Raw genomic sequence first — 25,376 nt, 5'->3', positions numbered from 1 at the left:
AGCGCCCCTTGCCGATTGGCAAGGGGCGCTCTGCGTTGGGCGGGCCGCTTCGCAGCCCGCCGATTCAGACCCGGCTCAACTGAGCATTTCAGGTCTGAGCTGCTCCATCAGCAGGTGGTTGTCGCTGTAATCCACCGGGATGGCCACCACCGCCGGCCCGCTCACCGCCATGGCGGCGCGCAAGGTGGGCCGCAGATCCTCGGCACAGGTGACGGCAAACCCGGCTGCCCCGAACGACTCGGCATAGGCCTTGAAGTTGATGGGACCGAAACTCACTCCGGAGCTGCGGCAGTACTTTTTCTCCTCCTGCATCGCCACCATGTTGTAGCCGTTATCGACCCAGATGATGTGCACTATGTTGGACTTGAGCCGCACCGCGGTCTCCAGCTCCATGCTCGACTGCATGAAGCTGCCATCACCGGACACCGAGATGATCTTCTCCCCCGGCCGCACCATGGCGGCCCCGATGGCCCAGGGCAGCGCCACCCCCATGGTCTGCTGGCCGTTGGAGATGAGCACCTGGCGAGCCCGGAAGCTGTAGAGGTAGCGGGCAATCCAGATGTGGAAGCTGCCCATGTCCACGCACAGGGTCATGTCCTGCCCGATGATGTCCTGCAGCTCCTTGACGATGCGCAGCGGATGAATGGGGGTGCCCCCCAGCCGGCCGGCATGTTCGGCGAGCTGATGGCGCTGGGCACGGATCTCGCCGAGCAGCGCGGTAATGGCCGGATCTCGCGCCAGCGGCTGGTGCAGCATCCGGGTCAGCCGCGCCAGGTTGGCGCTGATGGAGCCCACCAGCTCCACCGCCGGGCAGTAACTGCTGTCGATCTCCGCCGGCAGCGCATCGATGTGCAGCAGCTGGCGCTCGCCGGTGCCGTTCCACAGTACGGGATCGTATTCGATGGGGCTATAGCCGATGCAGACCACCAGATCCGCATCCTGCAGCAGCTTGTCCCCCGGCTGGTTGTTGAACAGCCCCACCCGTCCGGCGAAGTCATCGAAATGGTGGGTATCCACCACCCCGGCCGCCTGATAGGTGCCCGTCACCGGCAGCCGGCTCTTGTCGAGGAAGGCGCGCACCGCGAGGGAGTTCTCCGGCCGGCTGGCCAGAAGACCAAGCAGCACCACCGGCTTGCGGGCCTGCGCCAGCAGGCTCAGCGCCCGATCGATGCCGCGCTCGTCGGCCGCTCCCGGCTCCGGGATGGCGCTCGGCACCAGAATGGCGCCATCGGCCGGCTCGTTGATGATGTCCATCGGCAGGCTGACGAAGGCCGCCCCGGGCCGCCCCAGCTCGGCGCTGCGAAAGGCGTTGGCCATCACCTCGGAGAGTGCAGAGCCGGTGCCCACCTGGGCGCTGAACTTGGTGACCGGCCGGCACAGGCTGACGGTATCCAGGCTCTGGTGGGTCAGCTTGAGGCCGTCAGCCCGCCGCACGGCTCCGCCCAGCGCCACCATGGCATCCCCTTCCGAGGTGGCGGTGGCAAGACCGGTGATGAGGTTGGCGCAGCCCGGCCCCGAGGTCACCAGCGCCACCCCGGCCTTGCCGGTCAGCCGGCCGACGGCAGCGGCCATGAAGGCGGCATTCGCTTCGTGACGCACCACTATGGTTTCGATGGGGGAATCCTCCAGCGCATCGAATACCCTGTCGATCTTGGCCCCGGGAATGCCGAATACCTGCTTGACCCCTTGCGCCTCCAGATGGCGCACCACCAGTTCGGCCCCACAGGCCCAGTGTTGATTTTCCATGATGTCACTCCTTGTTAAGCGAAGGGCTCAGCCTTCGGCGGCGCGGATGGCGCGGTCCAGATCGGCGGGATTGAGATCGGCCTGCTGAAAGGCCGGATTGCGGGGCAGCTCGATGTTGAGGTGTTGCACCACCGACAGCTGCAATTGGCCGTGGCCCATGGCGTAGTCGAGGATGTGGCCGCCCCCCCGGCGATCCTCGGTGATGAAGTGCTCGTGATAACCGGCCACGTTGATCCCCTGCACGAAGGGCGGGCAACGAAAACCGACCAGGGTGCCGCGCCGCTGGCTGAACGAGAACAGCGGCTGGGCCTCGATGGCCTCCAGCATGGGCTTGTAGGGGGGACTCTGACAGGGGACGGTGCGCACCTGCGCCTGTTCGAACAGGCCGTCGAGCCGAAAGGCGACGAAGACGTTGTCGGTGCCCACCAACCGATCCACCCACTGGTGGATCTCCTCGCGGCTCAGGGGGTGATCGAAGCGGCGCTGCAGGCAGGGGCGAAAGTGGGTCATCACCGCAAACGGGGTCTTCTGCTCGGCCTTGGCCGGACGGGCCGAGCCGTCAGCCTTGAGCTGGTGGATCTGGCGCTCGAAGGCAATCAGCTCGCCGTCGAGCCGGTTGAAGGTCCCGAGGCCGAAGTCACCGTGGCGCAGCAGGTCGGCCATGGTGGTCTCTCCCTCGTACACCCCCGCCAGCAGGGCACTCATCAGGGAGCTCTGGTAGACCTCGCCGCCCCCCTGGCGAGCCTGCCAACGGGCAAACTGCTGGCTTATCTCGATGGCGCAGTCACATGACGAATTGGTTTCCATTTGGATTTCACCTCCAATCCTGTTAGGTTGGCAAATCAGGATTCAATAGTGACCAAGATCACAGTTTGATACCAATATCCAAACCCATCAGCTTCGAGACGTACCAGATATGGAATTCCGTTACCTGCGCTACCTGGTGGCCGTGGCAGACAAACAGAGCTTTACCCGCGCCGCCGAGGCGTTGGGCATGGCCCAGCCGCCGCTCAGCCAGCAGATCCGCAAATTCGAACAGGAGGTGGGCACGCCGCTGTTTCATCGGCTGACCCGCAGCGTGGAGCTGACCGAGGCGGGGCTGAGCCTCTATCAGGATGCCAAGGGGATACTGGCGCAGACCGAGCAGGCCATGCAGAAGGCCAGGCGTATCGCTCGTGGCCAGCTGGGCTCGCTGCGCCTCGGCTTTGCCGGCTCCACCGTGCTGCACCCGAGCGTGTTGCAACTCATCCACGACTTTCGTCAGGCCTGGCCGGAGGTCAGCCTGCACCCCATCGAGAACAGCATGCCCAATCTGGTGCGCGATCTGGTGAGCGAGGAGCTGGATGCCGCCATCCTGCGCCTGCCCTGCAGCAGCAGCTCGGCGCTGGCCCACCACCTGATCGACGAGGAGGAGATGTTGATCGCCCTCCCCCCGCACCATCCGCTGGCCGGCAGTGGCGCCATCCCCATCGAGGCGTTGGCGCAGGATCCCTTCATCCTGTTCCCCCGCGAGCTCGGGCCCGGGCTGCACGACGCCATCACCCAGCGCTGCCAACGGGCCGGCTTCAGCCCCCGCCTCGGCAGTCAAAGCCCGCAGGTGATCTCCACCGTCGGCATGGTGCAGGCCGGTTTCGGGGTCGCCATCATCCCGCGCTCGGTCAGCGAGCTGCACCCCCACGGCGTCAGCTATCACCCCATTGCCACCGAGCCGCTCACCACCCGCATCAGCCTCGCCACCCGCCGGCATCCCCGTCAGAAAAGCCTGCAGCATCTGATTGGGCTGATCCCCGGCCATCATTGAAAGACAAACAAAAACCCCCATCGGCATAAGCTGATAGGGTTTTGGCACCGTATTATTTCGCGAAAAAATATTGGCCTGCTGAGTAATTCAACTCACCTTTATCACCGGTTTAGATGAAACAGAATCGTTATTCAGCCACAGGATTCACATCGGTGACGGGTTGGGCAGCACGGTAGGCATCCATGATGGGAGCCCAAGCCATGCCACTGGGAACTGGGAACTGGGAACTGGGTATTGTTGATAGGTTTGGTTGTACTTTGCATCAAAGTCAGCCCAAGAGTTTTCAAACTGGCTGGAGAGGGGGAAACGTTGATCATAGGGATCATCCGTTACCTCTTTTGCGATCCCTCGCTAGCAAGGTATCGGGGGTAACACGAGGGTCTCTCAAAAAGGCCTCGACATAGCCCCCGGTTGCCATGCCCAACCCAATATTATCGCGGCGCTCTTCGAGCCACTCCTTGCCTACTTTGACCCGGTAACGCTGCGCAATCATCCTTTCCAGCTGCGCGGCGGGTAAGTCAAGGCTGATGCGATAGCGTTTCTTGTCGTGATACGACACCCATTCCACCTCAACCCGATCGGGAGCTGGGTGAATATCACGGCGGCCCTTGCCTATGCTCCAGCGATAATCTTTCCCTTTGAGAGATTGGTCGCTAACTGACCTGATAGCCCCATTGATTGAGGCATCCACCAACTCGCCCTGACGATAAAAGTGCACCTCTGTCACCCAGATCTGATCAGCATTGGTGCCCACCATATGGCGCCAGTCCAGTTGTTTGGGGCCTGTGGGGGCTGCTTGGCAAGATGTGACTAACGGCAACAGCAGCAATAAGAGTATCCAGCGCGTACAAGTCATCATTGCACGGGGTCAGTATCCGTCTTGGGTTGCGCGGCACGATAGGCATCCATGATGGGAGCCCAAGCCATACCACTGGGAACTGGGTATTGTTGATAGGTTTGGTTGTACTTTGCATCAAAGTCAGCCCAACGATTCTCAAATTGGCTGGAAAGGGGAAAACGTTGAGCATAGGGATCATCCGTCACCTCTTTTGCTATCCCTCGGGCCAGCAGAATATCGGGGGTGACTCTGACGTCGGTCAAAAACGCCTCGACATAGCCGCCGGTTGCCATACCCAATCCAATATTATCGCGGCGCTCTTCGCGCCACTCCTTGCCTACTTTTACCCGGTAACGCTGCGCTATCATCCTTTCCAACTGCGCGGCGGGTAAGTCAAGGCTGATGCGATAGCGTTTCTTGTCGTGATATGACACCCATTCCACCTCAACCCGGTCAGGGGCGGGATGAATATCACGGCGGCCAGCCGTGATCAGCCAGCGATAATCTTTTTCACGCAGTGATTCATTATCCACTCGGCTGGCAGCGCCATTGGTTGAGGCATCCACCAGCTCACCCTGACGATAAAAATGCACCTCCATCACCCAGATCTGATCCGCATTAGAGCCCACCATATGTCGCCAATCGAGATCATGGGGCGCGGAGGGGGCGGCCTGGCAGACTGCGACTAACGGCAATAGCAGTAATAAGAGAACCCAGCGCATGGAGGTCATCATTGGACCGGGTCAGTATCTGTTTTGGGCTGTGCGGCACGGTAAGCGTCCATGATCGGGGCCCAGGCCATACCACTGGGAACTGGATACTGTTGATAGGCTTGGTTGTACTTTGCATCAAAGTCTGCCCAACGATTCTCATATTGGCTGGAGATGGGGAAACGTTTCTCATCTCGCTCATCCGTTACCTCTTTTGCTATCCCTCTGGCCAGCAGGATATCGGGGGTAACACGAGGGTCTCTCAAAAACGCCTCGACATAGCCGCCGGTTGCCATGCCCAACCCAATATTATCGCGGCGCTCTTCGCGCCACTCCTTGCCTACTTTGACCCGGTAACGCTGCGCTATCATCCTTTCCAGCTGCGCGGCGGGTAAGTCAAGGCTGATGCGATAGCGTTTCTTGTCGTGATACGACACCCATTCCACCTCAACCCGATCGGGAGCAGGGTGAATATCACGGCGGCCCTTGCCTATGCTCCAGCGATAATCTTTCCCTTTGAGAGATTGGTCGCTAACTGACCTGATAGCCCCATTGGTTGAGGCATCCACCAACTCGCCCTGACGATAAAAGTGCACCTCTGTCACCCAGATCTGATCAGCATTGGTGCCCACCATATGCCCCCAATCCAGGTCGTGGGGTGCTGAGGGGGCGGCCTGGCAGGCGGTGACGAATGGTAACAGTAGCAGCAACAGGATCCTGCGCATTAATAACCTCCTTTTTGATTGTCTGTGACTTGGCGCACCTCTTGGTCGCCAACCCGATTGGGTTTATTGACCATCCCGGTATCTGCGCTGTAGTGCAAATAACCGAGCCGCAGAGCTTGATACTCCTGTGGCGAGAGGGTGCGAGTCAAATCAATCACCTCTCCGCGCCGTTTGGCAGCATCGACCCAACGTGTATCAAGCGCGGCCAGGTTCAAGGTGGGGTATGAAAGGGCGCTATCCATCCTCAGGCTATTATCTGTCGGATCCCATATGTCGAACGGTACACCGGCATCCCGTGCTGCTTCCACCATCATATGGAGCGGAATGCGTGAATACTCCCCCTCCACCACCCGGTGCAGCACCACATCTACCTTCACTTCCTGCTCTGACGCATCTTTGCTCACGGTTCCTAGTCGTTGGGGGCGCACATTGAGGTAGCCCGATACCGTTGTGTTGTTATAGGAGGAGATCAGCTCAACGCCCTTCGCCCACCCCTGCGCTGCGCGCATTTTGGCATAGGCGGTTGCCTGGCTATATGCATGTGAGTCTTTTGCCGTGCTGTAGCGCGATTCGGTTGACTTGAAGGTGGCGATCACCTTGGTTTCATTGATGACGGGGGACGCGTAGTTGGGATCACGTAGACTCCAACGACTGTAATAACCACCGCCAATATCGGAGTGAGCACCGGGGATGATCACTTCGGTAAAGGAGGCGGGCAGGTCGCTGGCCATATTCTTAATCCGGGTCAGGTCAAAGTGATAGCGCCACTCATCGGCCGCGATAATATGCACCACCCGCTCGGCGCAGTCAGGGGCCAGCGTCACACTGCGTTTGCCCCACAGATAGGAGCTGACCACAGTATCAAACAGCCCGACAAACTGGATTCGCACATCGTCGCGGCTGCTCCAGTCAAAGCCCGCTTTCAGGGGGATATCGGGGGCAGTGGTCATCGCCTCCACCAAGGGGTGGTCCCCCTTCTGGTCGATGCGGTTGACAAACTGGCGGGCGGCTGAGGCCCCCCGGCTAAAACCAAACACATCGAACTCGACCTTGTGGATGCACTCGATACTGGGCAGAATTTCACTCAGTTGTTCTTTTATCTTCGCCACGATCTGGGTGCGGCACGCCTGCTCAACCCGCGAGGTGCTGGAGGTCTCGCCCTTGTCGGCCCCCGCCCCAGCCTTGGTGTCATCCTGCCCTTTGGCTGTGCCAATACCTTCGACATATACAGGGATGCTCAACAATGGTGCTTTGTCACTGAGCAAATATAAGTCACTGGCCTTGCCAATATTGGTGACGTCGTTTTTCTCGCTGTTATTGAGGCCACCCGGCAGCGTTCCCTCAAAGCATTGCTCCAGTAACGCCACCTGCTCTTGCGGGCTGCACTTGGCCAGTGCCGCCTCCAGTGCATTTTTCCCCTTTTCATGATTGAAGGTGTTGTTGGAGGTGCCATCAAAAAACACCCCGATGCGCAGGGTGGTGAGCTGATATCCCTTCACCTCAATCACGTAGGAGTGCTTGGTGATAAAGCGCTGCGGCTGGGCCTGCCCGGCTTTATGTCCTTCCTGCGACGGCTGGGCCTGCCCGGCTTTATGTCCTTCCGGTAGCGGCTGTTCTGGGTCAGTGAGGCAGAGGTCGCCGGTGGTCACTTTGACATGCTCGCGCTTCACGCCACAGTGCCCCCAAAACTTCTCTGTGTAGGCGGGAACCTGACTGGCCTCGCCCTTTTTGAGGGCTTCACGGGATTGGGCTGCTTTAAGCCAGGGTTGGGTCTCCAGCTTGACGGTCACCGGCCCCACCGCAAAGCCTTGTACCAGGGTTGGACCATCTTTCAGGGTCACGGTTTTGCTGGTGCCACTGGCATCGGTCAAGGTGGCTTTTTGCCCCTTGAACGAGCGGTTCTGTTCATCTCGAACGTCTATCTCAATCCAGCAGTTGTTCTTCTCACAGGGGATGCAGTAGGGAGAAATCGCCATTAGCTGGCTCCTATCAATTCAGGGTGTTTGTTCAGCCAGTTATTCACCTGAGCCATTTCGTCGTCGGTCAGCATCAACGGCGCTCTGATGGCATCCAGCGCCATGCTTGCCTGTAGCGTGAGAGCGCCAGCTACCACGCCATCCAGGACGTCGCCTGTCAGCCCAGCTTGATTGGCCTGCTTGAGGACGGTGGTAATGGCGGCTTCCGGATTGGGATGACGCGCCATCATCTCCTCCATCCGTTGCCAGAAGTGGCGAGAGAGGATGTAGGCGTGACGGTTTTCGTCATAGAGCGGCGTCAGGTGGTGAGGCTGAATGCGAAACCAGGGGGCTTGGCGGGGAGTAAATTCGGTATCCGGCGTGCGCTGCCAGACACTGTCGTTGGCCCACAGGCTTGAGCAGGGCCCCAGGACATCATCGAGTTCCTGCTGGCTCATGGTGGCCAGCATCTTGGGAAAGACCCGATTATCGGCATAGCGCAGCCACATCACTTCCCCTTCGAAGGCTACCTCTATCAGGTTTTGCCAGTGCTGCTGGACAACGTCGACAGAGGCATCGCTCGCGACATATACGCCGCCCAGTTGCGGGTGAGCAGCCATAAACTCGGGAGCAGGGTCGGGCAGTAGCCAGGGGCCTTGTTCGGCTTGGTCCGCAAACGCCGTACCGGCAAACAAGGGAATAGCGTTCGCGCCACCATGGTTGCAGTAGTCCGCCACGGCGGTGGTATCGAGCGCAGCATCGACGATGGCAAACAGTGGGCCGGGATGTTGGCTGCACCACTCTTGAAAGGTCATGCCTTACCTCCCTGGGCGAAGGGGCAGGGCTTCACCAGCGGGGCCATGGACTCCACGCTCTTTTGAATCGCGCTCCCCGGGATAGTGGCTGGTGGTGCGGGCGGTACCTTCACTGCCCCCGGCAAGCCGGGCATCTCACCCGCCCAACCGGAGCCTGAGCCTGGACTGCCGCCAGAGTTCATCTTGATGGAGCCACCACTTAGCGTGACGCCACCGGCATCCAGCTTCACAAAGCTGCCGCCGACCTTGAGGGTCAGCTCAGCACCGGCCTCCATCACGATCTTCATGCCCGCCTTGTGGTGAACCTCGCTTCCCGCCTCCACCAGCAGGGATTGGCCCAGCTTCTGATGCATGCTGGCATCCACGGTGAGGGAGTAGTCGGCTTTTATCTGGTCGCGCTTCTCACCCTCTACCGTCAGGTGGTCATTGGCCTTGATACGGGTCACCCGCTCATTGTCGATGTCTCTGTGTTCGTCGTGCTTGATGTGCCAGGCGGCATCATTTTCGATAAGCACGTTCAGGTCTTTCTGACCGTGGATATAAATCTCTTCCTTGCCTACCTGATCTTCAAAGCGCAGCTCGTTGAAACCCTCCCCCTGATGGGTTTCGGTGCGCAGCACGGTGCGGGTCTTGTTGGCCGGCAACTCGTACGGCGGTCGGTTGGTGGCGTGGAAGGTGCGACCGGTCACAATGGGCTGGTCGGGGTCCCCTTCCAGGAATGAGACGATGACCTCGTGGCCGATGCGCGGGATGGCCATCATGCCGTACTGGCCGCCGGCCCATCCTTGCGAGACTCGCACCCAGCAGGAGCTCTGGTCATTGGAGCTGCCATAGCGGTCCCACGGGAACTGCAGCTTGACCCGGCCGTGCTCGTCGCAGTAAATCTCCTCCCCTTCGGGGCCCACCACGATGGCGATTTGCGGGCCATCCACCATCGGCTTGTGAGGGGCCTCGGGGCTGCCGATGCGCACCCGCCAGGTGGTGCTGGCTTTCACCACCCCGAATTCGTTGTGGTAGACGGTGGGGCCGCTGCCCCCTTCCTCTTCCAGCGCCTGCGGTTGCTCACCGGTGTGCTGGATACGCACGATTTGCCAGTCGGTGTTGAGGCTGCCGTTCGGATGTTCAGTGAGTGAAAACGTCTGGCCCGGCAGCAAAGCCGCGCAGTTGGACTTAGCCTGGCCCGCCACTGCGTCATTGCGCAGCGCATCCAGCCGATGTTGGGCAAAGGCCTTGCCGCTCGGGTCCTGCTTGTAGCGGCCTGGGTAGTCGAAGTGCTGGTAGGTATCGCGCTGATGTTCGAGCTCTGCACCCTGCTTTTTGTGGGAGAGGCCATAAGCCGGGGTTTTGAAGCTGTAGTCCTTGAGCTCCACATCCGATGGGCGCACCGCCTCGCGGTAGTGGAACTGGCGCACATAGGGCCCCTGCTCCAGCGAACGGTTACCGAGGTTGAAGAAGAGCTCGGGGCCGGCAGTCAGAGCGGCCGCGTCGTCGGCAAACACGATGCGGTGCTTGCCCGCTTCAAACTCGTGGAAGTAGAACATCCCCTCTTCGGCGGCAAGCCGGTTCACGAAATCGAGGTCGGTTTCCAGGTACTGAACGCAGTACTCCCGCTTGGCGTGCTCGTTTTTCAGGGCAAAGGCGTAGTCGGTGATGCCGTGCTCCTGCAGCAAGATTGAGAGGATTTCATCGGGCTTTTGCGCCTGGAAGATGCGGGCGTTCTGGCGCAAAGAGAGTCGCCACAGCGCCGGCTGCACCATGAGCTGATAGCGGGTGCGGCGAAAGCCGCTGTCACCCTGCGCGAAGTCACTGACCACTCCGCACACCCGGCGCTGCAGTTCGCTGTTGTACCACACCAGCAGCTCGCACGGCTGGTCCAGCACGGCGCCAAAGTCGATGTCGGGCTGGGCACTCGCCAGCTCAAGGCGCAGGTTGAATGGCCGGTTGAGCGCTTCATCCAGCGTAAACTCGGCCACCACGAAGGTGCTCTCGGGCAGGGCCCCCACCTTGACGGTAAATTGTAATCCTGTACTGTCTACCATAAAGCCCTCCTTAACCTGCCTGTCCGCTGCCTGACCCCATCACCACACCGCCGCAGCCGACGGCGGTACCAATCGCAGTGATGGGTTGGCCGCCACACCGCAAAGTACGCTGGCGACCAGAGGTGCTGCGCGGACGGAGGGGTTTGTCGGATTTATCGTAAGGGGCCAGCGGCTCGTCCTGCCGGGACGCCAATTTGCCACCGAGGGAACGCTCAGAGCTGACTGAAATCACGGGAGATGGAAAAAACCCGTCGCGCTCGATGAGCACATCACCGGACGATGCAATGGTGGAACACATGACGACTGGCCTCTGTTGTGCTTTGCAATAAGGTCGCCTCGCAGCCATATGGCAAAACACAAAAGCTCCGACCGCATCCAGCTGAACAGGTCGGAGAAAGCTTGCACGGGCCTGACGACAGCTGACACTGCCATCGTCAGGCCATGGGGTGCACTACAAGGAATAACGGCAATAAGAGATCGAGGATCAGGCCTCGATCGGCGCGCGCCAGTCGTCTGCACCGGAAGTACCGGCAACGGTATGCTCCCAGTTGATCTTGCGATAGGCCAGAGAGACCTGGATCAGCTGGGTGAAGTCAGACTTCGCCGGATCCTGGCAATGCGGCATCTGGCAGTCGATGTCGACGATGGTGGCATCGGTCAGCACGGTAGAGAAGAAGTGCTCCTGCTTGCCCTCTACGGAGGTGCGGTACCACTTCAAGGTCACTTTCGGCAGCATTTCGCCGGACGCCAGCGAGTTGTACATCAGCGGCACGGCCTTGTTCAGCGCAACGGTGAACTTGAACGGCTTGTGGACACGCTGACCTGCAGGCTGACCGGATTGCGGGTCAGTCGGCACGGTCACGACGTGCTGGAACTCTTGTACCAGCATCTCGTCTTCGTGACCTTGCACGAAAATATTGCCGACGGAATCGGAAGTGAAGGCACCAGCGGTGATATTGCCCTGGGTTTTACCTTCGATGCTGATATAACATGGAGTTGGCATGTGTATGCTCCTGATTGGTTGAACGGTAATGACACTCGACCGAACCAGTTAGCAGCGACCATGCCACTCTTTTTTATAGTTATTTTTCAAAGACTTAATAAATAGGCAAACCATCCTGCCGGATACATGGCGCAAAAAGTTGCAACCAGCAGACTATTGCACCATTAGTTATTGCACACGCAGTGGAACATCTCGCTACCTACGCAACAAGTTGCTTGCAACAAACATAATCACTGCTTTTCATCCACATTGGCAACCAACGCCATCTCCACGTTCAACCTGACCATCCCCTGCTTCAATGCCCATGAAATGGCCTGGCTCTTGCTGCTGGCCCCCAGCTTGCTGACCACATTGTTCAGATGAAACGTCACGGTACGGGGAGTGATCCCCAGGATCTGGGCAATATCACTCACCTGCTTGCCCTCCGCCGCCCAGCGACACACCTCCAGCTCCCGCAAACTCAGCGCATCGTGCGGTGACAGACCCGCCAGACAGACACGGGCCACCGCCTCAAAAATATGCATGGAGAGCCAGCTGATAAAGGGCACCGCAGAGAGCCATTGCTGTCGGGTGCGAGGCGTACTGGTGATAAAAGAGAGCAAGCCGACATGACCGTTGGCACCGTGCCAAGGCAGGGTGATGCCGTCGCAAATGCCGTACTCGCTGGCCAGTTGCATCATCTCCCGGCCCTGCTCATCACAACGCGCCTCATCGTTCACCACATCGGCCCATAGAATAGGAGTGCTCTTGGTCATAGCACATTTGACGATGGGATCGATGGCAAAGAAGCCGCTGCTGGTATAGGTATCAACCCAGGCCTGCGGACAGCCGTTGAAGATGATGACGTCCGGACGCTGGATGGTACTGGGGAAGATCAGGGCCAGGCGAAAATAGTCGAATCCCATGCGTCCGCTCAGTTCGCGCAGCAGGGTCACTATGGTGCGCTCGTCAGCGGCCGTCTCGAACTGGCCGATGAGATCCAGCGCGTGCAGGGTATTCATCTCTGGGGCATGAGGATTGTGCACAAGGTAGGCTAGCCAAACATGGAAACATGCTGAATGTTAACAAGCGTCAACAGATGGCACACTCAGGCACATAGGAAAATCAGAACTCTCCCACACTTTATGCTATCGAACCGTAATTTTTGTAATGAAATGCTACAGAAAACCTCAAGCGTTCCACCATCGACCAGTCGTGCCCCCTACAGATGTTAAGCATTGCAACATTTGCCATGGCTCTCCCCCTCACCGGTGGTCAACAACCCACTGCACCTTCCTGCATAACACAACAGAAGGTGCCCAAGTTGTTGCTGATGAGATAGCCACCGACCTGCACGAAGATCAGGGCCGAAGGAGATGATCAATGCACTTGGTTGTCCGGTGATGGGCTGACAGTGAACACTGAGCAAAACAGGCGGGAAGACAGCAAGCCTTAGCCAAGCGTCGGAATATACGTGGATAAAGATGGCTTGCCCGATCACAGGCAGAATAAAAGAAGGAATTTAAACGCAAAAAGGCCATCCTTTCGGATGGCCTTTCTGGCTGAATAAATGGCGGAGGAGGTGGGATTTGAACCCACGGATGGTCGCCCATCGCCGGTTTTCAAGACCGGTGCATTCAGCCGCTCTGCCACCCCTCCGCGACAGTGCGGCGAATATTACCCATGGCGATCGCCCTTGTAAATCCCCTCGCCGCTCGTTTGCCGATTTATTGGGCTAAATGACGCACAAAGCCGCCAATTTGAGCATAACCAGCGCTTTTTCAACCAGATAACTTGACTTGAAAACAGACTCACCCACTATAGTCAGCATCACGAAATCCCCAGCAAGATGGACTTATGAAAATCAAACATGCCCTGCTTTGCGCCCTGACGGGTGCCACCCTGCTTGCGGCGCCGGTTCAGGCAAGCGAACTGACCAAGAGCGACGTGGAACAGATAGTGCGCGACTATCTGGTCAAGAACCCGGAAATTCTGGTCGAGATGTCCAACGCCCTGCGCGCCAAGCAGGAGAGCCAGCAGGCCGCCAGCGACAAGACCTTGATCAAGGCACACGCCAAGCAGCTCTATAGCAACCAGGATCCGGAGAGCGGCAATCCCAAGGGCAGCCTGACCGTGGTCGAGTTCTTCGACTACAACTGCGGCTACTGCAAACGCGCCCACCCGCTGATCAAGCAGCTGCTGGCGGAAGACAAGGACATTCGTTACATCTACAAGCAGTTCCCGATCCTGAGCGAGACCTCCTACTTCGCCGCCCGCGCCGCCCTGGCGGTACAGCTGGGTCAGCCCGACAAGTACCAGGCCTTCCACGAGAAGCTCTACGCCCATCAGGGCCCGCTGGCCGACGAGGCACAGGTGAAGCAGCTGGCAGAAGCAGCCGGCGTCAACTGGAGCAAGGTTGAAGCCAAGATCAAGGATGGCAGCATCGATCAGAATCTCGGCACCAACCGGGCGCTGGCCGAAGCCATGAGCATCTCGGGCACACCGGCCTTCATCATAGGCGATCAGATCCTGCGCGGCGCCCCCCGTGATCTGGCCAGCCTGAAAGGTTTCATCAAGGATGTGCGCGCCGGCAAGAGCATTCAGTAATCCCGCTTCTGCACATAAAAAAACGCCCCGGCATGCCGGGGCGTTTTGCTATTCATGCTGCAAACCATCAGGCCTGATGGGCCGTTGCGAGAAGCTGTCAGCAAAGCGAAGAGCAGCGCATGACCCTTGATCACGGCTTCGCAGCAGGACCATAACCGTTCGGGTTCTGGCTTTGCCAGCGCCAGGTATCCACCATCATCCGCTCCAGACCGCGCTCGGCCTGCCAGCCCAGCTCGGCACGGGCCTTGTGCGGTTCGGCCCAGCACTCGGCGATGTCGCCGGGGCGACGGGGCTTGATCTGGTAGGGAATGGTGCGACCGCTGGCCGCTTCAAATGCCTTGATCATCTCCAGCACCGAATAGCCCTGACCGGTGCCCAGGTTGTAGGTAAAGACCCCGGTATCCGACGCGATGCGCGCCAGCGCTTTGAGGTGACCGATGGCGAGATCCACCACATGGATGTAGTCGCGCACCCCGGTACCGTCCGGCGTCGGGTAGTCGTTGCCAAACACCCCCAGTTCCTTGAGCTTGCCCACGCCGACCTGACTGATATAAGGCAGCAGGTTGTTGGGAATGCCGTTGGGATCTTCACCAATCAGACCGCTCTCGTGGGCACCGACCGGGTTGAAATAGCGCAACAGCACGATGGCCCAGCGGGCATCGGACTTGGCGAGATCGCGCAGGATCTCTTCGACCATCAGCTTGGAGCGGCCATAAGGGTTGGTGGCGCTGGTGGGGAAATCTTCCCGCAGCGGTACCGAGGCAGGATCGCCGTAAACGGTGGCCGAGGAGCTGAATACCAGCCGGAACACCCCGGCCCTGGCCATCTCTTCGCACAGCACCAGGGTGCCGGTGATGTTGTTCTGGTAGTAGGTGAGCGGGATCTGGCTCGACTCGCCGACGGCCTTGAGCCCGGCGAAATGGATCACCGACTCGATCTGGTGGGCGGCAAACAGCTGCTGCAGGCAGGCCCGGTCCAGCACATCCCCTTCGACGAAGATGACCGGCTTGCCGGTGATCCGCTCGACCCGTTTGAGCGATTCGGGGGAGGAGTTGGAGAGGTTGTCCAGCACCACGACCTGCTGCCCGACGTTCAAGAGTTCAACCAGGGTATGGGAGCCGATATAGCCGGCGCCCCCTGTGACCAGAATTGTCATTATGTATCCCGTGTTCGACTGAAACTGGGGGCAGAGTCTACCCGCCCAGCCTTCTCAGGAAAAGAGCGGGATGCCAATGACGCCCTCAATAGTCAACGCTGACATCCCCGCTGGCGGTGCAGGAACAGGCCAGTGCCACCCCGCGCTCGAGATCCTGCGCACTCAGGGTCATTACGCTCTGGCGCTCGATTTCGCCTTCCGTGGTGCAGCGGCAGGCCCCGCACACCCCGGCACGGCAGGCCGCCATCATGGTCTCCCCCGCCCCCTCCAGCGCCGCCAGCAGGGTCTGACCCGGCAGGATCTTCACCTTCTTGCCGCTCTTTTTGAGGGTCAGCCAGAAGTGGTCGCTGCCGGCCGCAACTGGCGCCGCACTCGATGTAGCAGCAGGCAGACCGAATGACTCCTGGTGCAACTGCGCTGCCGGCAGGCCCAGCTCCGCCAGCATGGTGCAGACTGCGGTCATGTAGGGGGCAGGCCCGCACAGATAGATGTGGCGCGCGAGCAAATCCGGCGCCAATTCCCTCAGCATCTCCGGTGTGAGCCGGCCAACCCAGGGATAAGCCGTCGGCGCCTCTTCCCGTACTTGCTCCAGCACTAACGCGTGGCGCACGCAGGAATGGGCTGCGGCCAGCGCAGCCAGGTCGTCTGAGAAGATCACATCCTCCGGCGAGCGGGCACTGTGAATGAAGCGGATGTCGGCGTCCGGCCGTTTGGCCAGCTCGTCCCGCAGCATGGCCCACATGGGGGTGATGCCGGAGCCGGCACTCAAGAGCAGCGGCCGCTCGCAGGGCAAGGCAGTCAGGTTGAAGTCGCCGAAGGGGCCATCGACCCGGATCTCGTCCCCCACTTGCAGGGTCTGGTGCAGATGGTGGGAGACCAGTCCGACATCCTTGATGGTGACCTGCCAGCAGGCATCCTGCGGGCTGGAGGAGAGGGTATAGGCACGGCAGTGGGGCTTGCCGTCAATCTCGGTGTGCAACGTCACGCACTGGCCAGCCAGCACGGCAGGCAGGCTGCCCGTCTGCGGCACGAACTGCCAGCTCGCCACGTCGTGGGTATCCGCCCGGCGGCCGATGCACCTGAGGGTGAGAGAGGTGGAGGTCATCGCAAGGCTCCTCTTGCTGAAAAATGTTGGACAGGTGTCGTTAAAAAAAGGCGAGCCATCAGGCTCGCCAAAGGCTTACAACATGCTGAGCGTGTAAGGCGGATGTGGCGCAGCTCAGGCCACCAGGATCTCGGCGAGATCGGCTTCGGCCGTGGTGGTTCCTTTCAGGCCGAACTGCTCCTCCAGCACCTTGAGCAGGGCCGGGGTGAGGAAGGCCGGAGCGGTCGGGCCGGTACGGATGTCCTTCACACCCAGCGCCAGCAGGGTGAGCAGGATGACGATGGCTTTTTGCTCGAACCAGGAGAGCACCAGGGTCAGCGGCAGATCGTTGACGCCGCACTCGAACGCCTCGGAGAGCGCCAGCGCCAGCTGGATGGCGGAGTAGGCATCGTTGCACTGACCCACATCCAGCAGACGGGGAATGCCGCCGATGTCGCCGAAGTCGAGCTTGTTGAACTTGTACTTGCCGCAGCCCAGGGTCAGCAGCAGGCTGTCCTGCGGGATCGCCTTGGCAAATTCGGTGTAGTAGGCGCGCTCTGCACGGTCACCGTCACAACCACCGACCAGGAAGAAGTGGCTGATTTCGCCGGCCTTGACCTTGTCGATCACCGCCGGGGCAGCCTGCATCAGGGCGTTGCGGGCAAAGCCGATGGTGATGAAGTGCTCCAGCTCAACGTGCTTGAAGCCTTCCAGCGCTTGCGCCTTGGCGATCACGGCGGAGAAATCTTCCCCTTCCAGATGGGTCACGCCCGGCCAGCCGACGATGGAGCGGGTGAAGATGCGATCCGAGTAGTTGCCCACGTTCGGGTCGATGATGCAGTTGGAGGTCATCACCACAGCGCCCGGGAAGTTGGCAAACTCCTTCTGCTGGTTCTGCCAGGCGGAGCCGTAGTTGCCCACCAGGTGCGGGTACTGCTTGAAGAAGGGGTAGGCCAGCGCCGGCAGCATCTCGCCATGGGTGTAGACCTTGATGCCGGTGCCCTTGGTCTGCTCCAGGATGAGCTTGAGATCCACCATGTCGTGACCGGAGACCAGGATGCATTTGCCCGGTACCGGAGTGACGCGTACCTGGGTCGGCTCGGGGTGGCCGAAGGCGGTGGTTTCACCGAGATCCAGCATCTCCATGATCTTGAAGTTGAGCAGGCCAATGTCCATGGCGCACTTGAACAGCGGATCCAGATCGCTCGGATCCGTGCCGAGCCAGCTCATGATGCGATGGAATTCGGCGGCTACCCCGGCATCCTGCTGATCCAGCACCCGGGCATGCTCCATGTAGGCGGCGGCGCCCTTGAGGCCGTAGAGGCAGAGCAAGCGCAGCCCCATGATGTCTTCGTTGACCTCGTTCTTGCCACGGTTGACTGCGGTCTGCGGCGCCTGAGCCAGCTGGGCCAGCAGATCGGCACCCGGCTCGAAACGGGCGGCAGCGGGCAGTGCATCGGCCTGTACCGCCAGCGGTGCCAGCTTGGCGGCCAGTTGCTGACGATAGGTCAACGCCTGGTTGACATAAGCCACGATGCGGGCGGAGTCAAAGTTGACGTTGGTGAGGGTGGCGAAGAAGGCCTTGGGCACGAAGGCGTCGATCTCGCTGTCGACGATGCCGTGCTCGCGGGCGGCCAGCGCCCAGGCGCTGAGCCCCTGCAGGGTATAGATCAGCACATCCTGCAGATCAGAAGTTTCAGCCGTCTTGCCGCACATACCTTGTGCATAGGCGCAGCCGTTGCCTGCCGGGGTACGAATTGTCTGTTCACATTGCACACAAAACATCATGCCTCTCCTAATTGGACATTTCAGTTGTTTGTTTTGTGGCGATTCTATTCCTACGGCTCAGAACTTAATAGGCATTCAATTTGCCAATTCAATTTTCATTGATGCAGATCAAAAACAAAAAAGCCGCCCAAACAGGGCGGCAAGCGGGTGGATAAAAGGAGAGACAACTCAGGTTTGCAACAGAACACGATAATGGAACGGGTCGGGCTGGCATCTGGTCAGGCAGGTCCAGCCCTTCGCTTCATCAAGCCGGCATGCTTCGCAGCGTCCGGCTTGGTTAACTATCAGGCCAGCATGCTCCGCAGCATCCGGCTTGGTTGGTTATCAGGCCAGGTAAGCACGCAGCATCCAGACCAGTTTCTCCTGCTGCTGCACATAGTCGGAGAGAATGGACGCAGTACCTTCATCACCGGCATCGGCGGCCTGCCCCAGAATACGGCGCTGGGCCACCAGCAGTTCGCGGAAACTCTCCAGCAGGGATTCGACGCAGGCACGACCGTCATGCAACCCCTTCTGCTCGGGAATGGCGGAAACTTTCAGGTAGTCGCTGAAGCTGTGCAGCGGCACGCCATCCAGGGTCAGGATGCGCTCGGCCAGCGCATCGACCTTCAGCAGCAGGTCGTTGTAAATCTCTTCGAACTTCAGGTGCAGCTCGAAAAACTGGTTGCCGCGGATGTTCCAGTGGAAGCCGCGAACGTTCATGTAAAGGATCTGGTAGCTGGCCAGCAATTTGTTCAGCTCGGCGGCCAGCGCTTGTGATTGAACGGTATCAAGACCAATCGGACTCTTCATGTTTCACCTCCAGATTTGACGACCTGGTCATCTTAGAACCCATCAGACTCAAAAGGTAATAGTTAAGATCTAACTGATTGATAGAGCGCGGCTATCATCCCCGTTGTAGGCCGGACTAGGCGGCTCATTCAGGCTGACGCTCGATGTAGAGAAGCACCTCCCCCAGCTGGATGCCGAACTTGCTGATGGCAGCCCGGTTGAGCAGGCGATTTTCATCCAGCAGATACATCCAGTCATCGAAACTCACCCGCACCACGCTGCCGTCAGGCAGCGCCAGATCGAGCTGATAACGCCAGTTGAGGGCAAAGCCTGCCGTCTTGCCTACCGCCTCCCCCACCACGTCAGCCGCCGTGCCGCGCCAGTGGCCATCCGCCCCCTTGCTCAAAAACCAGGTGCGGGTCTGCTGGCGCCCATCGTCAAAGTAGAACTGCTCGAACAGCTCCCCCTTGTCCCCCTGCCAGTGCCCGCGCATCTCCACCCGAAAACGGCTGGTCACCTCGCCGCTGCGATCGGTCACCAGACCGTGCGCCGTCAGCTTGCCATTGAAAAAGCGAGCGAGATCCCACTCGGGGCCCTGACCGCGATAATCCTCCAGACTGCTGCCGCAACCAGCCAGCAGCAGCGGCAACAACAGCAGGTAGCGACAGGCGTGGATGTATTTCATGAATCCCTTCTGCATCAGCGCTCTCCCCGCAGACGGCGGGTAAGCGCCGGATCGCGGCTCCCTTGTGTCAGCCAGATGGCAAGAAAGGCCGCCGAAAATTGCGGATCGGCGAGGGTGCCAAGCGGCTTGTCCCGCCACCAGAAATGGCCCGCGCCGCCCCTGTCGACATAGAAGGTAAGCCGGTCACCCGCCTGGACATCGGGCCAGAGCGCGGCGAGCTGACCAAGCCAGCCCTGGCGCTGCTGCTCGCTGCCAATTCCTAGTCGCTGCCACTCGGCGGCGGTGGCGCTCAACAGATCGTCCCGCTCTATGGCTCTGGCGTAGGTGAGGCTGAGTGCCTGAGGATAGTGACCCGGCCGATAGTGGCCGTTCTCGCTGTAGAGGGTGGCGTCATAGAGCTTGAACCAGAGCCAGCTCATCTCGCCGCGCCCGACCGGCTGCAGCTGCTGCCAGGGAGTAACCAGGGCTTGCCCGGTCTGGGCGAAAGGGGTCAGTGGTAGGCTCAAGCCTGCCAGCAGCAGGCTAATTCCACCCCATGTGCCAATGGGCAGGATCTTCGAGTTCATGCCAGTCCATCTCCTGTTCCAGCAGCGTGTTGATGTCCTGCATCACCACCTGCTGCAGCTGCCCCTGCGCATCGCGCTGACAGGCCACCACCAGATAGAAACGCTCGGTCAACTCGTGCCGGCTCTCTTTGGTCCATTTGGAAAACAACAAGGTGTCGGTCGAAAAGGTGTTCATCTCGCTTCACCCTCCAGCTTGACCGTTACCCACAGGAGTACGGGTAACCACCACATCCAGATCACCGCCAGCAGTACCGCACTGATCCCGATGCCCCAAGGTAAGTGTACTGCCCCCATGGCAGCACCCGCCACATAAGAGGAGGCACCCCCAACCATGCCGAACAGCCCCTGCTGCCAGCGCGGCAAGGGCCGCAGCCAACGCAGGCCGTGGGAGAGGGTCAGGGCAAAACCGCACCAGAGCAGCACCAGCCAGAGCGGAAAACCGGTGTTGAAATAAAACAGCCCGAGCAGCCAGAGCAAGGCATCGAGCAGGCTGCCGGCAAGAGCGACCGGGATGAGCCGCCAGTCGTGCCAGCGGCAGGGAGAAAAAAGAAAATGAAGCAGCAACAGTGCCATCAGCGGGCCCGGCTGCTGCCACTTCACCGCCAGCAACCAGTAGAGGTTGAACCCCAGCAGATGGGCCCACTGTCACATGATCAGTGCCCGCCGACAGGCAGATCCCCACTCCAGCCGAGTGGGCCCGGTTTGGCCGCCTCCAGCTGCACCAGGCTGATGGTGCGCTCCCAGAACCCCCCCTCGCAGTAGGCGAAATAGAAGTGCCACAAGCGGATGAAGTCCTGGCTGTAGCCGAGGGCTGGCAGCTCGGGCGCCAGCGCCAGGAAGCGCTCGCACCAATCAGCCAGCGTGCGGGCATAGTGGTGGCCGTGATCGTGCAGCCGCACCAGCTGCATGTCGGTCTCGCGCGCCAGCAGCCCCGCCATCTGGGAGACGCTCGGCAGGCAGCCGCCGGGGAAGATGTAACGCTGGATGAAATCAACCCCGCGCAGATACTGGGCATGGCGCTGATCGGCGATGGTGATGGCCTGAATGAGCAGGCGACCACCGGGTTTGAGCAGCCGCGACAGCTGGCGGAAATAATCGGGCAGGAAGGCGTGCCCCACCGCCTCGATCATCTCGATGGAAACCAGCTTGTCGTAAGTCCCCTCCAGCTTGCGATAGTCCTCCAGCAGCAAGGTGATGCGATCTCCCAGCCCCTCCCGCGCAATCCACTCCTTGGCGTAATCGTGCTGGGCCCGGGAGATGGTGGTGGTGGTCACCCGGCAGCCGTAGTGACGGGCCGCATAGACGGCGAGGCCGCCCCAGCCGGTGCCGATCTCCAGCAGATGATCGTCAGGGCCGAGCGCCAGCCGCTCGCAGATGGTGCGCAGCTTGGCCTGCTGTCCCTCTTCCAGGCTGGCCTCTGCATGGGGGTAGATGGCACTCGAGTACTGCATGTGGCTGTCGAGAAAACCCTGATAGAGGGTGTTGCCGAGATCGTAGTGGGCGGCGATGTTGGAGCGCGAACCGGTCAGGGTATTGCGATTGAGCCAGTGGCGCACCTTGTTGAAGGGAAAACTGAGCCAGCCGAGGCGCCGTTCGAGGGAGTCGAGCAGGGTCAGATTGCGGGCCAGCAGCCGCACCAGTGCCACCGGATCCGGGCTGGTCCAGAGCCCCTCCACCCAGGTTTCTCCGGCGGCGATGCTGCCCCCCAGCAGCAGGCGGCGATAGAAGGCCGGATCCTGCACCACCAGCTCGGCGTGCAGGTCGGTGCCCGCCACGCCAAAACTGTGGCGCTCAGCGCCATCCCGCAGCAGCAGCTGGCCGTGTTCGAGGCGCCCCAGCAGATTGAGCAGCAGTTGCCTGGCCCCCTTGTCGATGAAAGAGGCAGAGAGGGTTGATTGCACAAGTTCCATTAGCGGCTCTCCGGATGGGTAAAGATGGGTGTTCGTTTGATAAAAAGACGCAGGGCCTGCCAGTAGATCCCGAGCAGCACCTTCATGGTCATCCAGGGCCAGCGGGCCAGCAGGGCCACCAGCCCCTTGCGCGACAGCGGCGCCCGGCGCAGCGCCAGGGTGGCGTCAAACAGCTTGGCCTCCCCGGATACGGGATGACTCTCGATGTGGATCAGTGTCTCCTGCGTGGGCGGACGAATGCGCCAGTGATAGCGCATCGCCAGCCCCATGAAGGGAGAGACGTGAAAATCCTTGTCGTGAGGGGCCAGCGCCGCCAGATCCAGCAGGTAGTAGTGGCGCTCGTTCCAGGGGGTGTTCGACACTTCTGCCAGCAGATAGCGCGCCCCCCCCTGCCGGTAGCAGAAGTAGAAATTGACCGGGCTGAAGTAGAAGCCCAGACAGCGCACGTTGCCGAGCAGCAGCACCCGCCCCTCGGGCTCGGCATCGCCACCCAGTTCGCTCACTTTTTCCCACACCGCCTGCTTGAGCGGCCCCTCGCTGCCGCGCAGGTAGTCGTCACGGCGAAACGAGAGCAGACCTGCTCGCTCCACCCCGAACCAGCGCCCCTTGTCGAGCGTGGCCAACTCGTCGAGATCCAGCCCCAGCATGAAGAGGTTGTAGGAGAAAGCGTGGGCGCGGGGGGCGAAACGGCGATGGCGCACCGACCCCTGCCAGATGGCGCTGAGGGTGCCGGTCATGGCCTCGGCACTCGCCTCCTGGCCGCTCAGGACTGCACCCTTCATAGCTCGGCCCCGAACCGTCTGGCCACGTCCAGCGCGCTGCGCACCCCGTCTTCATGAAAGCCGTTGTACCAGTAGGCACCGCAGAAGTGGGTGTGCTGCTGGCCGCAGATCTCGGCGCGCCGCTGCTGGGCGGCGATGGCGGCCTGATTGAACACCGGATGGTGATAGACGAAGCGGCGCAGCACCTTGCTCTCGTCCACCTTGCCCTGGGGATTGAGGCTGACGCAGAAGGGCTGCGGCGAGCTCACCCCCTGCAGTATGTTCATGTTGTAGCTCACCAGCGGCCGCGCCCCGTCATCCTCGCCCAGCTGATAGTTCCAGCTGGCCCACGCCTTGCGGCGCACCGGCAGGCAGCGCACATCGGTGTGCAGCCAGACGTCGTTGGCCTGATAGGGCATGGCGCCCAGAATGACCTGCTCCCGCTCGCCCGGATCCGCCAGCAACGCCAGCGCCTGATCGCTGTGACAGGCGAGGATCACCTCGTCAAACCGCTCCTCGCCGTAGCTGCTCTGGATCAGCACGCCGTCCGCCTGGCGCCGGATCCCCTGCACCGGACAGGCCAGACGAATGTGAGCCTGCCAGCCGGCCGTCAGCGGGCCGATATATTCCCGCGAGCCGCCAGGGATCACGTACCACTGAGGCCGGTTGGCCACCTCGAGCAGCCCGTGGTTGGCAAAAAAGCGCAGGAAGAAGCCCAGCGGAAAGGCGCGCATATCGGCCAGGGTCGACGACCAGATGGCGGCCCCCATCGGCAAAATGTAGTGGCGGGCGAAGTAGTCGCTGAACTCCCCCACCTGCAGAAAATCCCCCAGGGTCAGCTCGGGGCCCTCGCCCTGATGTTGACCATCGGCCAGCCAAGCCCGCGCCTCGCGGTTGAAGCGCAGGATCTCGGCGACGAAGCCGTAGAAACGGGGGCTCAACAGGTTGCTGCGCTGGGAAAACAGGGTATCCAGGTTGTGACCGTTGTACTCCAGCCCCTGCGAGCTTTTCACCGAGAAGCTCATCTCGGCCGGCTGCCGCGCCACCCCGATCCGCTCGAGCAGCCGCAGGAAGTTGGGGTAGGTGCGGTCATTGAAGACGATGAAGCCGGTGTCGATGGCATAGCTTCGCCCCGCCTGGTGGACGTCGACGGTGGCGGTGTGGCCACCCAGGGTCGGCGCCGCCTCAAACAGGGTGATGTCGTGCAGCTTGTGGAGCAGGAAACCGGCGGTGAGACCTGAAATGCCGGAACCGACGATGGCGATCTTTTTCTTCATTAAGGGCGTCCTTTCGATACGAGTGCGCGGCCAAGGCGCAGCCAGAGCCCCGTCGGCAGCGCGCCGAGCAGGCGCAGCAGCCAGATGAAACGGCGGGGAAAGTGGATCTGGTGACGACTGGCGGCGAGCCCCACCATGATGGCGCGGGAAGCCTCTTCCACCGTCACCAGGCAGGGCATGGCAAAATCATTTTTAGCGGTGAGCGGCGTCGCCACGAAACCGGGGCGGATCAGGGTCACGCCAATCCCTTTGCCGGCCAAATCGAGACGCAAGGTATCCGCCAGATAGTCGAGGGCCGCCTTGGAGGCGCCATAGGCTTCGGCCCTGGGCAGCGGCAGCCAGCTTACCGACGAGCTGACGATGGCAAGGCGCCCGCCCGCCCCGAGCAGCGGCAAAAAAGCGGCCAGGGCATGACCGGTGGCAACGAGGTTGGTCTCGATGACCCTAGCAAACAGGGCGCCGTCAAACCCCTCGGCGACATCCATATACTCGCAGTTGCCGGCATTGAGGATCACCAGATCAACCTGCGGCAAGCAGGCGGCCGCCTCGCTCACGGCGCTTGCATCGCGCCCGTCAAACTGCAGCGGTGTGATGTCGTGACGACCCAGTGCCAGCAGCCGCTCGCCATCGCGACCACAACCCCACACCTGCCAGCCTGCACGCCGATAATCGAGCGCCAGCTGAAAGCCGATGCCCGAGGTGGCTCCGGTAATCAGCACCCTGCCGCCACTCATGCGCCCAGCCTCCCCTTGATGGTGCGCACCAGGGGGCCTATCAGCGGCAACTGCTCGTAGAGCATGGCGCCCAGATCGAAGTAGTCGCGATGCAGGCACACCTTGCCCGCCTCATCGAACTCCAGGCGGGTTGCCCCCTCCACCGTCACCGGCGCACCGCCACGCAATCTGGGATGGGAGAAAGTCATGGTCCAGCCGAGCCAGGCCTGGCGCCCCTGCAGCAGCTGGCTGGTGATGACGAAACGGCAGTAGGCCAGACGCTGATAGAGGACGGCAAAATAGTCGGTGAGCGCCGCCAGCCCCTCAATGCGGTGAGCAGGATCGGTAAAAACCACCTCGTTTGAGTAAACCTCCGGCAAACGGTGCAGCTCGTCTCTGCTTAGCTGCTGATAGAGGGCCACAAAGCGGGCCAGCGACTCATCCATG

Annotated in this window: 25 protein-coding genes, 1 tRNA gene and 1 pseudogene; 2 read left to right on the top strand and 25 right to left on the bottom strand. The window is 60.8% G+C overall.

Features of this window, described 5'->3' with window-relative positions; genetic code table 11:
• Positions 1 to 75 precede the first annotated feature (75 nt).
• Together alsS and budA are read right to left on the bottom strand one after the other, a co-directional pair.
• A complete protein-coding gene (gene alsS, locus OKC29_RS11300; protein ID WP_073349178.1) occupies positions 76 to 1,746 on the bottom strand; it encodes an acetolactate synthase AlsS in 1,671 nt (556 codons plus the stop codon).
• A gap of 27 nt (positions 1,747 to 1,773) precedes the next feature.
• On the bottom strand, positions 1,774 to 2,553 hold the full coding sequence (gene budA / locus OKC29_RS11295) for an acetolactate decarboxylase (RefSeq protein WP_073349176.1): 780 nt from the start codon (positions 2,551 to 2,553) through the stop codon (positions 1,774 to 1,776).
• A gap of 109 nt (positions 2,554 to 2,662) precedes the next feature.
• Here budA and OKC29_RS11290 point away from each other — a divergent pair, with 109 nt between their 5' ends.
• Entirely contained in the window at positions 2,663 to 3,547 is an 885-nt protein-coding gene (locus tag OKC29_RS11290) for a LysR family transcriptional regulator (RefSeq protein WP_011705050.1), read from the top strand.
• 127 nt (positions 3,548 to 3,674) lie between these two features.
• Here OKC29_RS11290 and OKC29_RS11285 read toward each other — a convergent pair.
• From OKC29_RS11285 to OKC29_RS11240, 10 genes and pseudogenes are all read right to left on the bottom strand, one after another.
• Positions 3,675 to 4,406: pseudogene (locus tag OKC29_RS11285) on the bottom strand (DUF2931 family protein).
• A complete protein-coding gene (locus tag OKC29_RS11280) occupies positions 4,403 to 5,107 on the bottom strand; it encodes a DUF2931 family protein (RefSeq protein ID WP_073349174.1) in 705 nt (234 codons plus the stop codon). The pseudogene OKC29_RS11285 and the gene OKC29_RS11280 overlap by 4 nt, the downstream one beginning before the upstream one ends.
• Positions 5,108 to 5,115: 8 nt before the next feature.
• A complete protein-coding gene (locus OKC29_RS11275) occupies positions 5,116 to 5,820 on the bottom strand; it encodes a DUF2931 family protein (protein ID WP_073349172.1) in 705 nt (234 codons plus the stop codon).
• Positions 5,820 to 7,796 carry a T6SS phospholipase effector Tle1-like catalytic domain-containing protein gene (locus OKC29_RS11270; protein WP_073349170.1) on the bottom strand — a complete coding sequence of 659 codons (1,977 nt, stop codon included), beginning with the start codon at positions 7,794 to 7,796 and terminating at the stop codon, positions 5,820 to 5,822. The genes OKC29_RS11275 and OKC29_RS11270 overlap by 1 nt, the downstream gene beginning before the upstream one ends.
• Positions 7,796 to 8,590, bottom strand: a complete 795-nt coding sequence (locus OKC29_RS11265) for a DUF4123 domain-containing protein (protein WP_073349168.1) — start codon at positions 8,588 to 8,590, stop codon at positions 7,796 to 7,798. Before OKC29_RS11265 ends, OKC29_RS11270 begins: the two co-directional genes overlap by 1 nt.
• Positions 8,587 to 10,629: a type VI secretion system Vgr family protein gene (locus tag OKC29_RS11260; RefSeq protein WP_073349166.1), complete on the bottom strand. Its 2,043-nt coding sequence runs from the start codon at positions 10,627 to 10,629 to the stop codon at positions 8,587 to 8,589. Before OKC29_RS11260 ends, OKC29_RS11265 begins: the two co-directional genes overlap by 4 nt.
• 10 nt (positions 10,630 to 10,639) lie before the next feature.
• The gene (locus OKC29_RS11255; protein WP_073349164.1) at positions 10,640 to 10,927 is read right to left on the bottom strand and encodes a hypothetical protein; all 288 of its coding nucleotides are present in this window, start codon (positions 10,925 to 10,927) and stop codon (positions 10,640 to 10,642) included.
• Between the two features lie 186 nt (positions 10,928 to 11,113).
• Positions 11,114 to 11,632: a type VI secretion system effector Hcp1 gene (hcp1, locus tag OKC29_RS11250; RefSeq protein ID WP_011705044.1), complete on the bottom strand. Its 519-nt coding sequence runs from the start codon at positions 11,630 to 11,632 to the stop codon at positions 11,114 to 11,116.
• 230 nt (positions 11,633 to 11,862) lie between these two features.
• A complete protein-coding gene (locus OKC29_RS11245) occupies positions 11,863 to 12,633 on the bottom strand; it encodes a LuxR family transcriptional regulator (RefSeq protein WP_162275626.1) in 771 nt (256 codons plus the stop codon).
• 549 nt (positions 12,634 to 13,182) lie between these two features.
• Positions 13,183 to 13,270, bottom strand: a tRNA-Ser gene (locus tag OKC29_RS11240).
• A gap of 198 nt (positions 13,271 to 13,468) precedes the next feature.
• Here OKC29_RS11240 and OKC29_RS11235 point away from each other — a divergent pair.
• Positions 13,469 to 14,218 carry a DsbA family protein gene (locus OKC29_RS11235; RefSeq protein ID WP_073349160.1) on the top strand — a complete coding sequence of 250 codons (750 nt, stop codon included), beginning with the start codon at positions 13,469 to 13,471 and terminating at the stop codon, positions 14,216 to 14,218.
• Positions 14,219 to 14,348: 130 nt separating this feature from the next.
• Here the strand turns inward: OKC29_RS11235 and galE are convergent, their stop codons facing one another.
• The 13 genes from galE to OKC29_RS11170 all read right to left on the bottom strand — a co-directional run bounded on the left by galE (position 14,349) and on the right by OKC29_RS11170 (position 25,375).
• A complete protein-coding gene (gene galE, locus OKC29_RS11230) occupies positions 14,349 to 15,374 on the bottom strand; it encodes a UDP-glucose 4-epimerase GalE (protein WP_073349158.1) in 1,026 nt (341 codons plus the stop codon).
• Between the two features lie 85 nt (positions 15,375 to 15,459).
• Complete coding sequence (locus OKC29_RS11225) at positions 15,460 to 16,479, bottom strand: hybrid-cluster NAD(P)-dependent oxidoreductase (RefSeq protein WP_073349156.1); 1,020 nt, start codon at positions 16,477 to 16,479, stop codon at positions 15,460 to 15,462.
• Between the two features lie 114 nt (positions 16,480 to 16,593).
• Entirely contained in the window at positions 16,594 to 18,243 is a 1,650-nt protein-coding gene (gene hcp, locus OKC29_RS11220; RefSeq protein WP_073352358.1) for a hydroxylamine reductase, read from the bottom strand.
• Between the two features lie 327 nt (positions 18,244 to 18,570).
• Positions 18,571 to 19,038 (bottom strand): Dps family protein, encoded by a 468-nt coding sequence (locus OKC29_RS11215; RefSeq protein WP_011705037.1) that lies wholly within the window; start codon positions 19,036 to 19,038, stop codon positions 18,571 to 18,573.
• Positions 19,039 to 19,162: 124 nt separating this feature from the next.
• On the bottom strand, positions 19,163 to 19,717 hold the full coding sequence (locus tag OKC29_RS11210; protein WP_073349155.1) for a DUF3833 domain-containing protein: 555 nt from the start codon (positions 19,715 to 19,717) through the stop codon (positions 19,163 to 19,165).
• On the bottom strand, positions 19,717 to 20,208 hold the full coding sequence (locus OKC29_RS11205; protein ID WP_073349154.1) for a chalcone isomerase family protein: 492 nt from the start codon (positions 20,206 to 20,208) through the stop codon (positions 19,717 to 19,719). Before OKC29_RS11205 ends, OKC29_RS11210 begins: the two co-directional genes overlap by 1 nt.
• Before the next feature lie 16 nt (positions 20,209 to 20,224).
• The gene (locus OKC29_RS11200; RefSeq protein WP_011705034.1) at positions 20,225 to 20,443 is read right to left on the bottom strand and encodes a TIGR02450 family Trp-rich protein; all 219 of its coding nucleotides are present in this window, start codon (positions 20,441 to 20,443) and stop codon (positions 20,225 to 20,227) included.
• Complete coding sequence (locus OKC29_RS11195; RefSeq protein WP_232091010.1) at positions 20,440 to 20,901, bottom strand: DUF2878 domain-containing protein; 462 nt, start codon at positions 20,899 to 20,901, stop codon at positions 20,440 to 20,442. Before OKC29_RS11195 ends, OKC29_RS11200 begins: the two co-directional genes overlap by 4 nt.
• A gap of 20 nt (positions 20,902 to 20,921) precedes the next feature.
• A complete protein-coding gene (locus OKC29_RS11190; RefSeq protein WP_073349153.1) occupies positions 20,922 to 22,178 on the bottom strand; it encodes an SAM-dependent methyltransferase in 1,257 nt (418 codons plus the stop codon).
• Positions 22,178 to 22,960: a DUF1365 domain-containing protein gene (locus tag OKC29_RS11185; protein WP_073349151.1), complete on the bottom strand. Its 783-nt coding sequence runs from the start codon at positions 22,958 to 22,960 to the stop codon at positions 22,178 to 22,180. The genes OKC29_RS11190 and OKC29_RS11185 overlap by 1 nt, the downstream gene beginning before the upstream one ends.
• Positions 22,957 to 24,216, bottom strand: a complete 1,260-nt coding sequence (locus OKC29_RS11180; RefSeq protein ID WP_073349149.1) for an NAD(P)/FAD-dependent oxidoreductase — start codon at positions 24,214 to 24,216, stop codon at positions 22,957 to 22,959. Before OKC29_RS11180 ends, OKC29_RS11185 begins: the two co-directional genes overlap by 4 nt.
• Positions 24,216 to 24,950: an SDR family NAD(P)-dependent oxidoreductase gene (locus tag OKC29_RS11175; protein WP_073349147.1), complete on the bottom strand. Its 735-nt coding sequence runs from the start codon at positions 24,948 to 24,950 to the stop codon at positions 24,216 to 24,218. The genes OKC29_RS11180 and OKC29_RS11175 overlap by 1 nt, the downstream gene beginning before the upstream one ends.
• Positions 24,947 to 25,375, bottom strand: coding sequence for a nuclear transport factor 2 family protein (locus OKC29_RS11170; protein ID WP_073349145.1), 429 nt, complete (start codon positions 25,373 to 25,375; stop codon positions 24,947 to 24,949). Before OKC29_RS11170 ends, OKC29_RS11175 begins: the two co-directional genes overlap by 4 nt.
• Position 25,376 lies beyond the last annotated feature (1 nt).

This window comes from Aeromonas sp. QDB34 (assembly GCF_027705405.1).
GTDB classification, from domain to species: domain Bacteria; phylum Pseudomonadota; class Gammaproteobacteria; order Enterobacterales; family Aeromonadaceae; genus Aeromonas; species Aeromonas hydrophila.
This window is presented reverse-complemented; position numbering and strand designations above follow the sequence as displayed.

Bases quoted from the DNA above. Each gene is read 5' to 3' on its own strand.
- alsS (WP_073349178.1), bottom strand. From the start codon at position 1,746: ATGGAAAATCAACACTGGGCCTGTGGGGCCGAACTGGTGGTGCGCCAT.
- budA (WP_073349176.1), bottom strand. From the start codon at position 2,553: ATGGAAACCAATTCGTCATGTGACTGCGCCATCGAGATAAGCCAGCAG.
- OKC29_RS11290 (WP_011705050.1), top strand. From the start codon at position 2,663: ATGGAATTCCGTTACCTGCGCTACCTGGTGGCCGTGGCAGACAAACAG.
- OKC29_RS11280 (WP_073349174.1), bottom strand. From the start codon at position 5,107: ATGCGCTGGGTTCTCTTATTACTGCTATTGCCGTTAGTCGCAGTCTGC.
- OKC29_RS11275 (WP_073349172.1), bottom strand. From the start codon at position 5,820: ATGCGCAGGATCCTGTTGCTGCTACTGTTACCATTCGTCACCGCCTGC.
- OKC29_RS11270 (WP_073349170.1), bottom strand. From the start codon at position 7,796: ATGGCGATTTCTCCCTACTGCATCCCCTGTGAGAAGAACAACTGCTGG.
- OKC29_RS11265 (WP_073349168.1), bottom strand. From the start codon at position 8,590: ATGACCTTTCAAGAGTGGTGCAGCCAACATCCCGGCCCACTGTTTGCC.
- OKC29_RS11260 (WP_073349166.1), bottom strand. From the start codon at position 10,629: ATGGTAGACAGTACAGGATTACAATTTACCGTCAAGGTGGGGGCCCTG.
- OKC29_RS11255 (WP_073349164.1), bottom strand. From the start codon at position 10,927: ATGTGTTCCACCATTGCATCGTCCGGTGATGTGCTCATCGAGCGCGAC.
- hcp1 (WP_011705044.1), bottom strand. From the start codon at position 11,632: ATGCCAACTCCATGTTATATCAGCATCGAAGGTAAAACCCAGGGCAAT.
- OKC29_RS11245 (WP_162275626.1), bottom strand. From the start codon at position 12,633: ATGAATACCCTGCACGCGCTGGATCTCATCGGCCAGTTCGAGACGGCC.
- OKC29_RS11235 (WP_073349160.1), top strand. From the start codon at position 13,469: ATGAAAATCAAACATGCCCTGCTTTGCGCCCTGACGGGTGCCACCCTG.
- galE (WP_073349158.1), bottom strand. From the start codon at position 15,374: ATGACAATTCTGGTCACAGGGGGCGCCGGCTATATCGGCTCCCATACC.
- OKC29_RS11225 (WP_073349156.1), bottom strand. From the start codon at position 16,479: ATGACCTCCACCTCTCTCACCCTCAGGTGCATCGGCCGCCGGGCGGAT.
- hcp (WP_073352358.1), bottom strand. From the start codon at position 18,243: ATGTTTTGTGTGCAATGTGAACAGACAATTCGTACCCCGGCAGGCAAC.
- OKC29_RS11215 (WP_011705037.1), bottom strand. From the start codon at position 19,038: ATGAAGAGTCCGATTGGTCTTGATACCGTTCAATCACAAGCGCTGGCC.
- OKC29_RS11210 (WP_073349155.1), bottom strand. From the start codon at position 19,717: ATGCAGAAGGGATTCATGAAATACATCCACGCCTGTCGCTACCTGCTG.
- OKC29_RS11200 (WP_011705034.1), bottom strand. From the start codon at position 20,443: ATGAACACCTTTTCGACCGACACCTTGTTGTTTTCCAAATGGACCAAA.
- OKC29_RS11190 (WP_073349153.1), bottom strand. From the start codon at position 22,178: ATGGAACTTGTGCAATCAACCCTCTCTGCCTCTTTCATCGACAAGGGG.
- OKC29_RS11185 (WP_073349151.1), bottom strand. From the start codon at position 22,960: ATGAAGGGTGCAGTCCTGAGCGGCCAGGAGGCGAGTGCCGAGGCCATG.
- OKC29_RS11180 (WP_073349149.1), bottom strand. From the start codon at position 24,216: ATGAAGAAAAAGATCGCCATCGTCGGTTCCGGCATTTCAGGTCTCACC.
- OKC29_RS11175 (WP_073349147.1), bottom strand. From the start codon at position 24,950: ATGAGTGGCGGCAGGGTGCTGATTACCGGAGCCACCTCGGGCATCGGC.
- OKC29_RS11170 (WP_073349145.1), bottom strand. From the start codon at position 25,375: ATGGATGAGTCGCTGGCCCGCTTTGTGGCCCTCTATCAGCAGCTAAGC.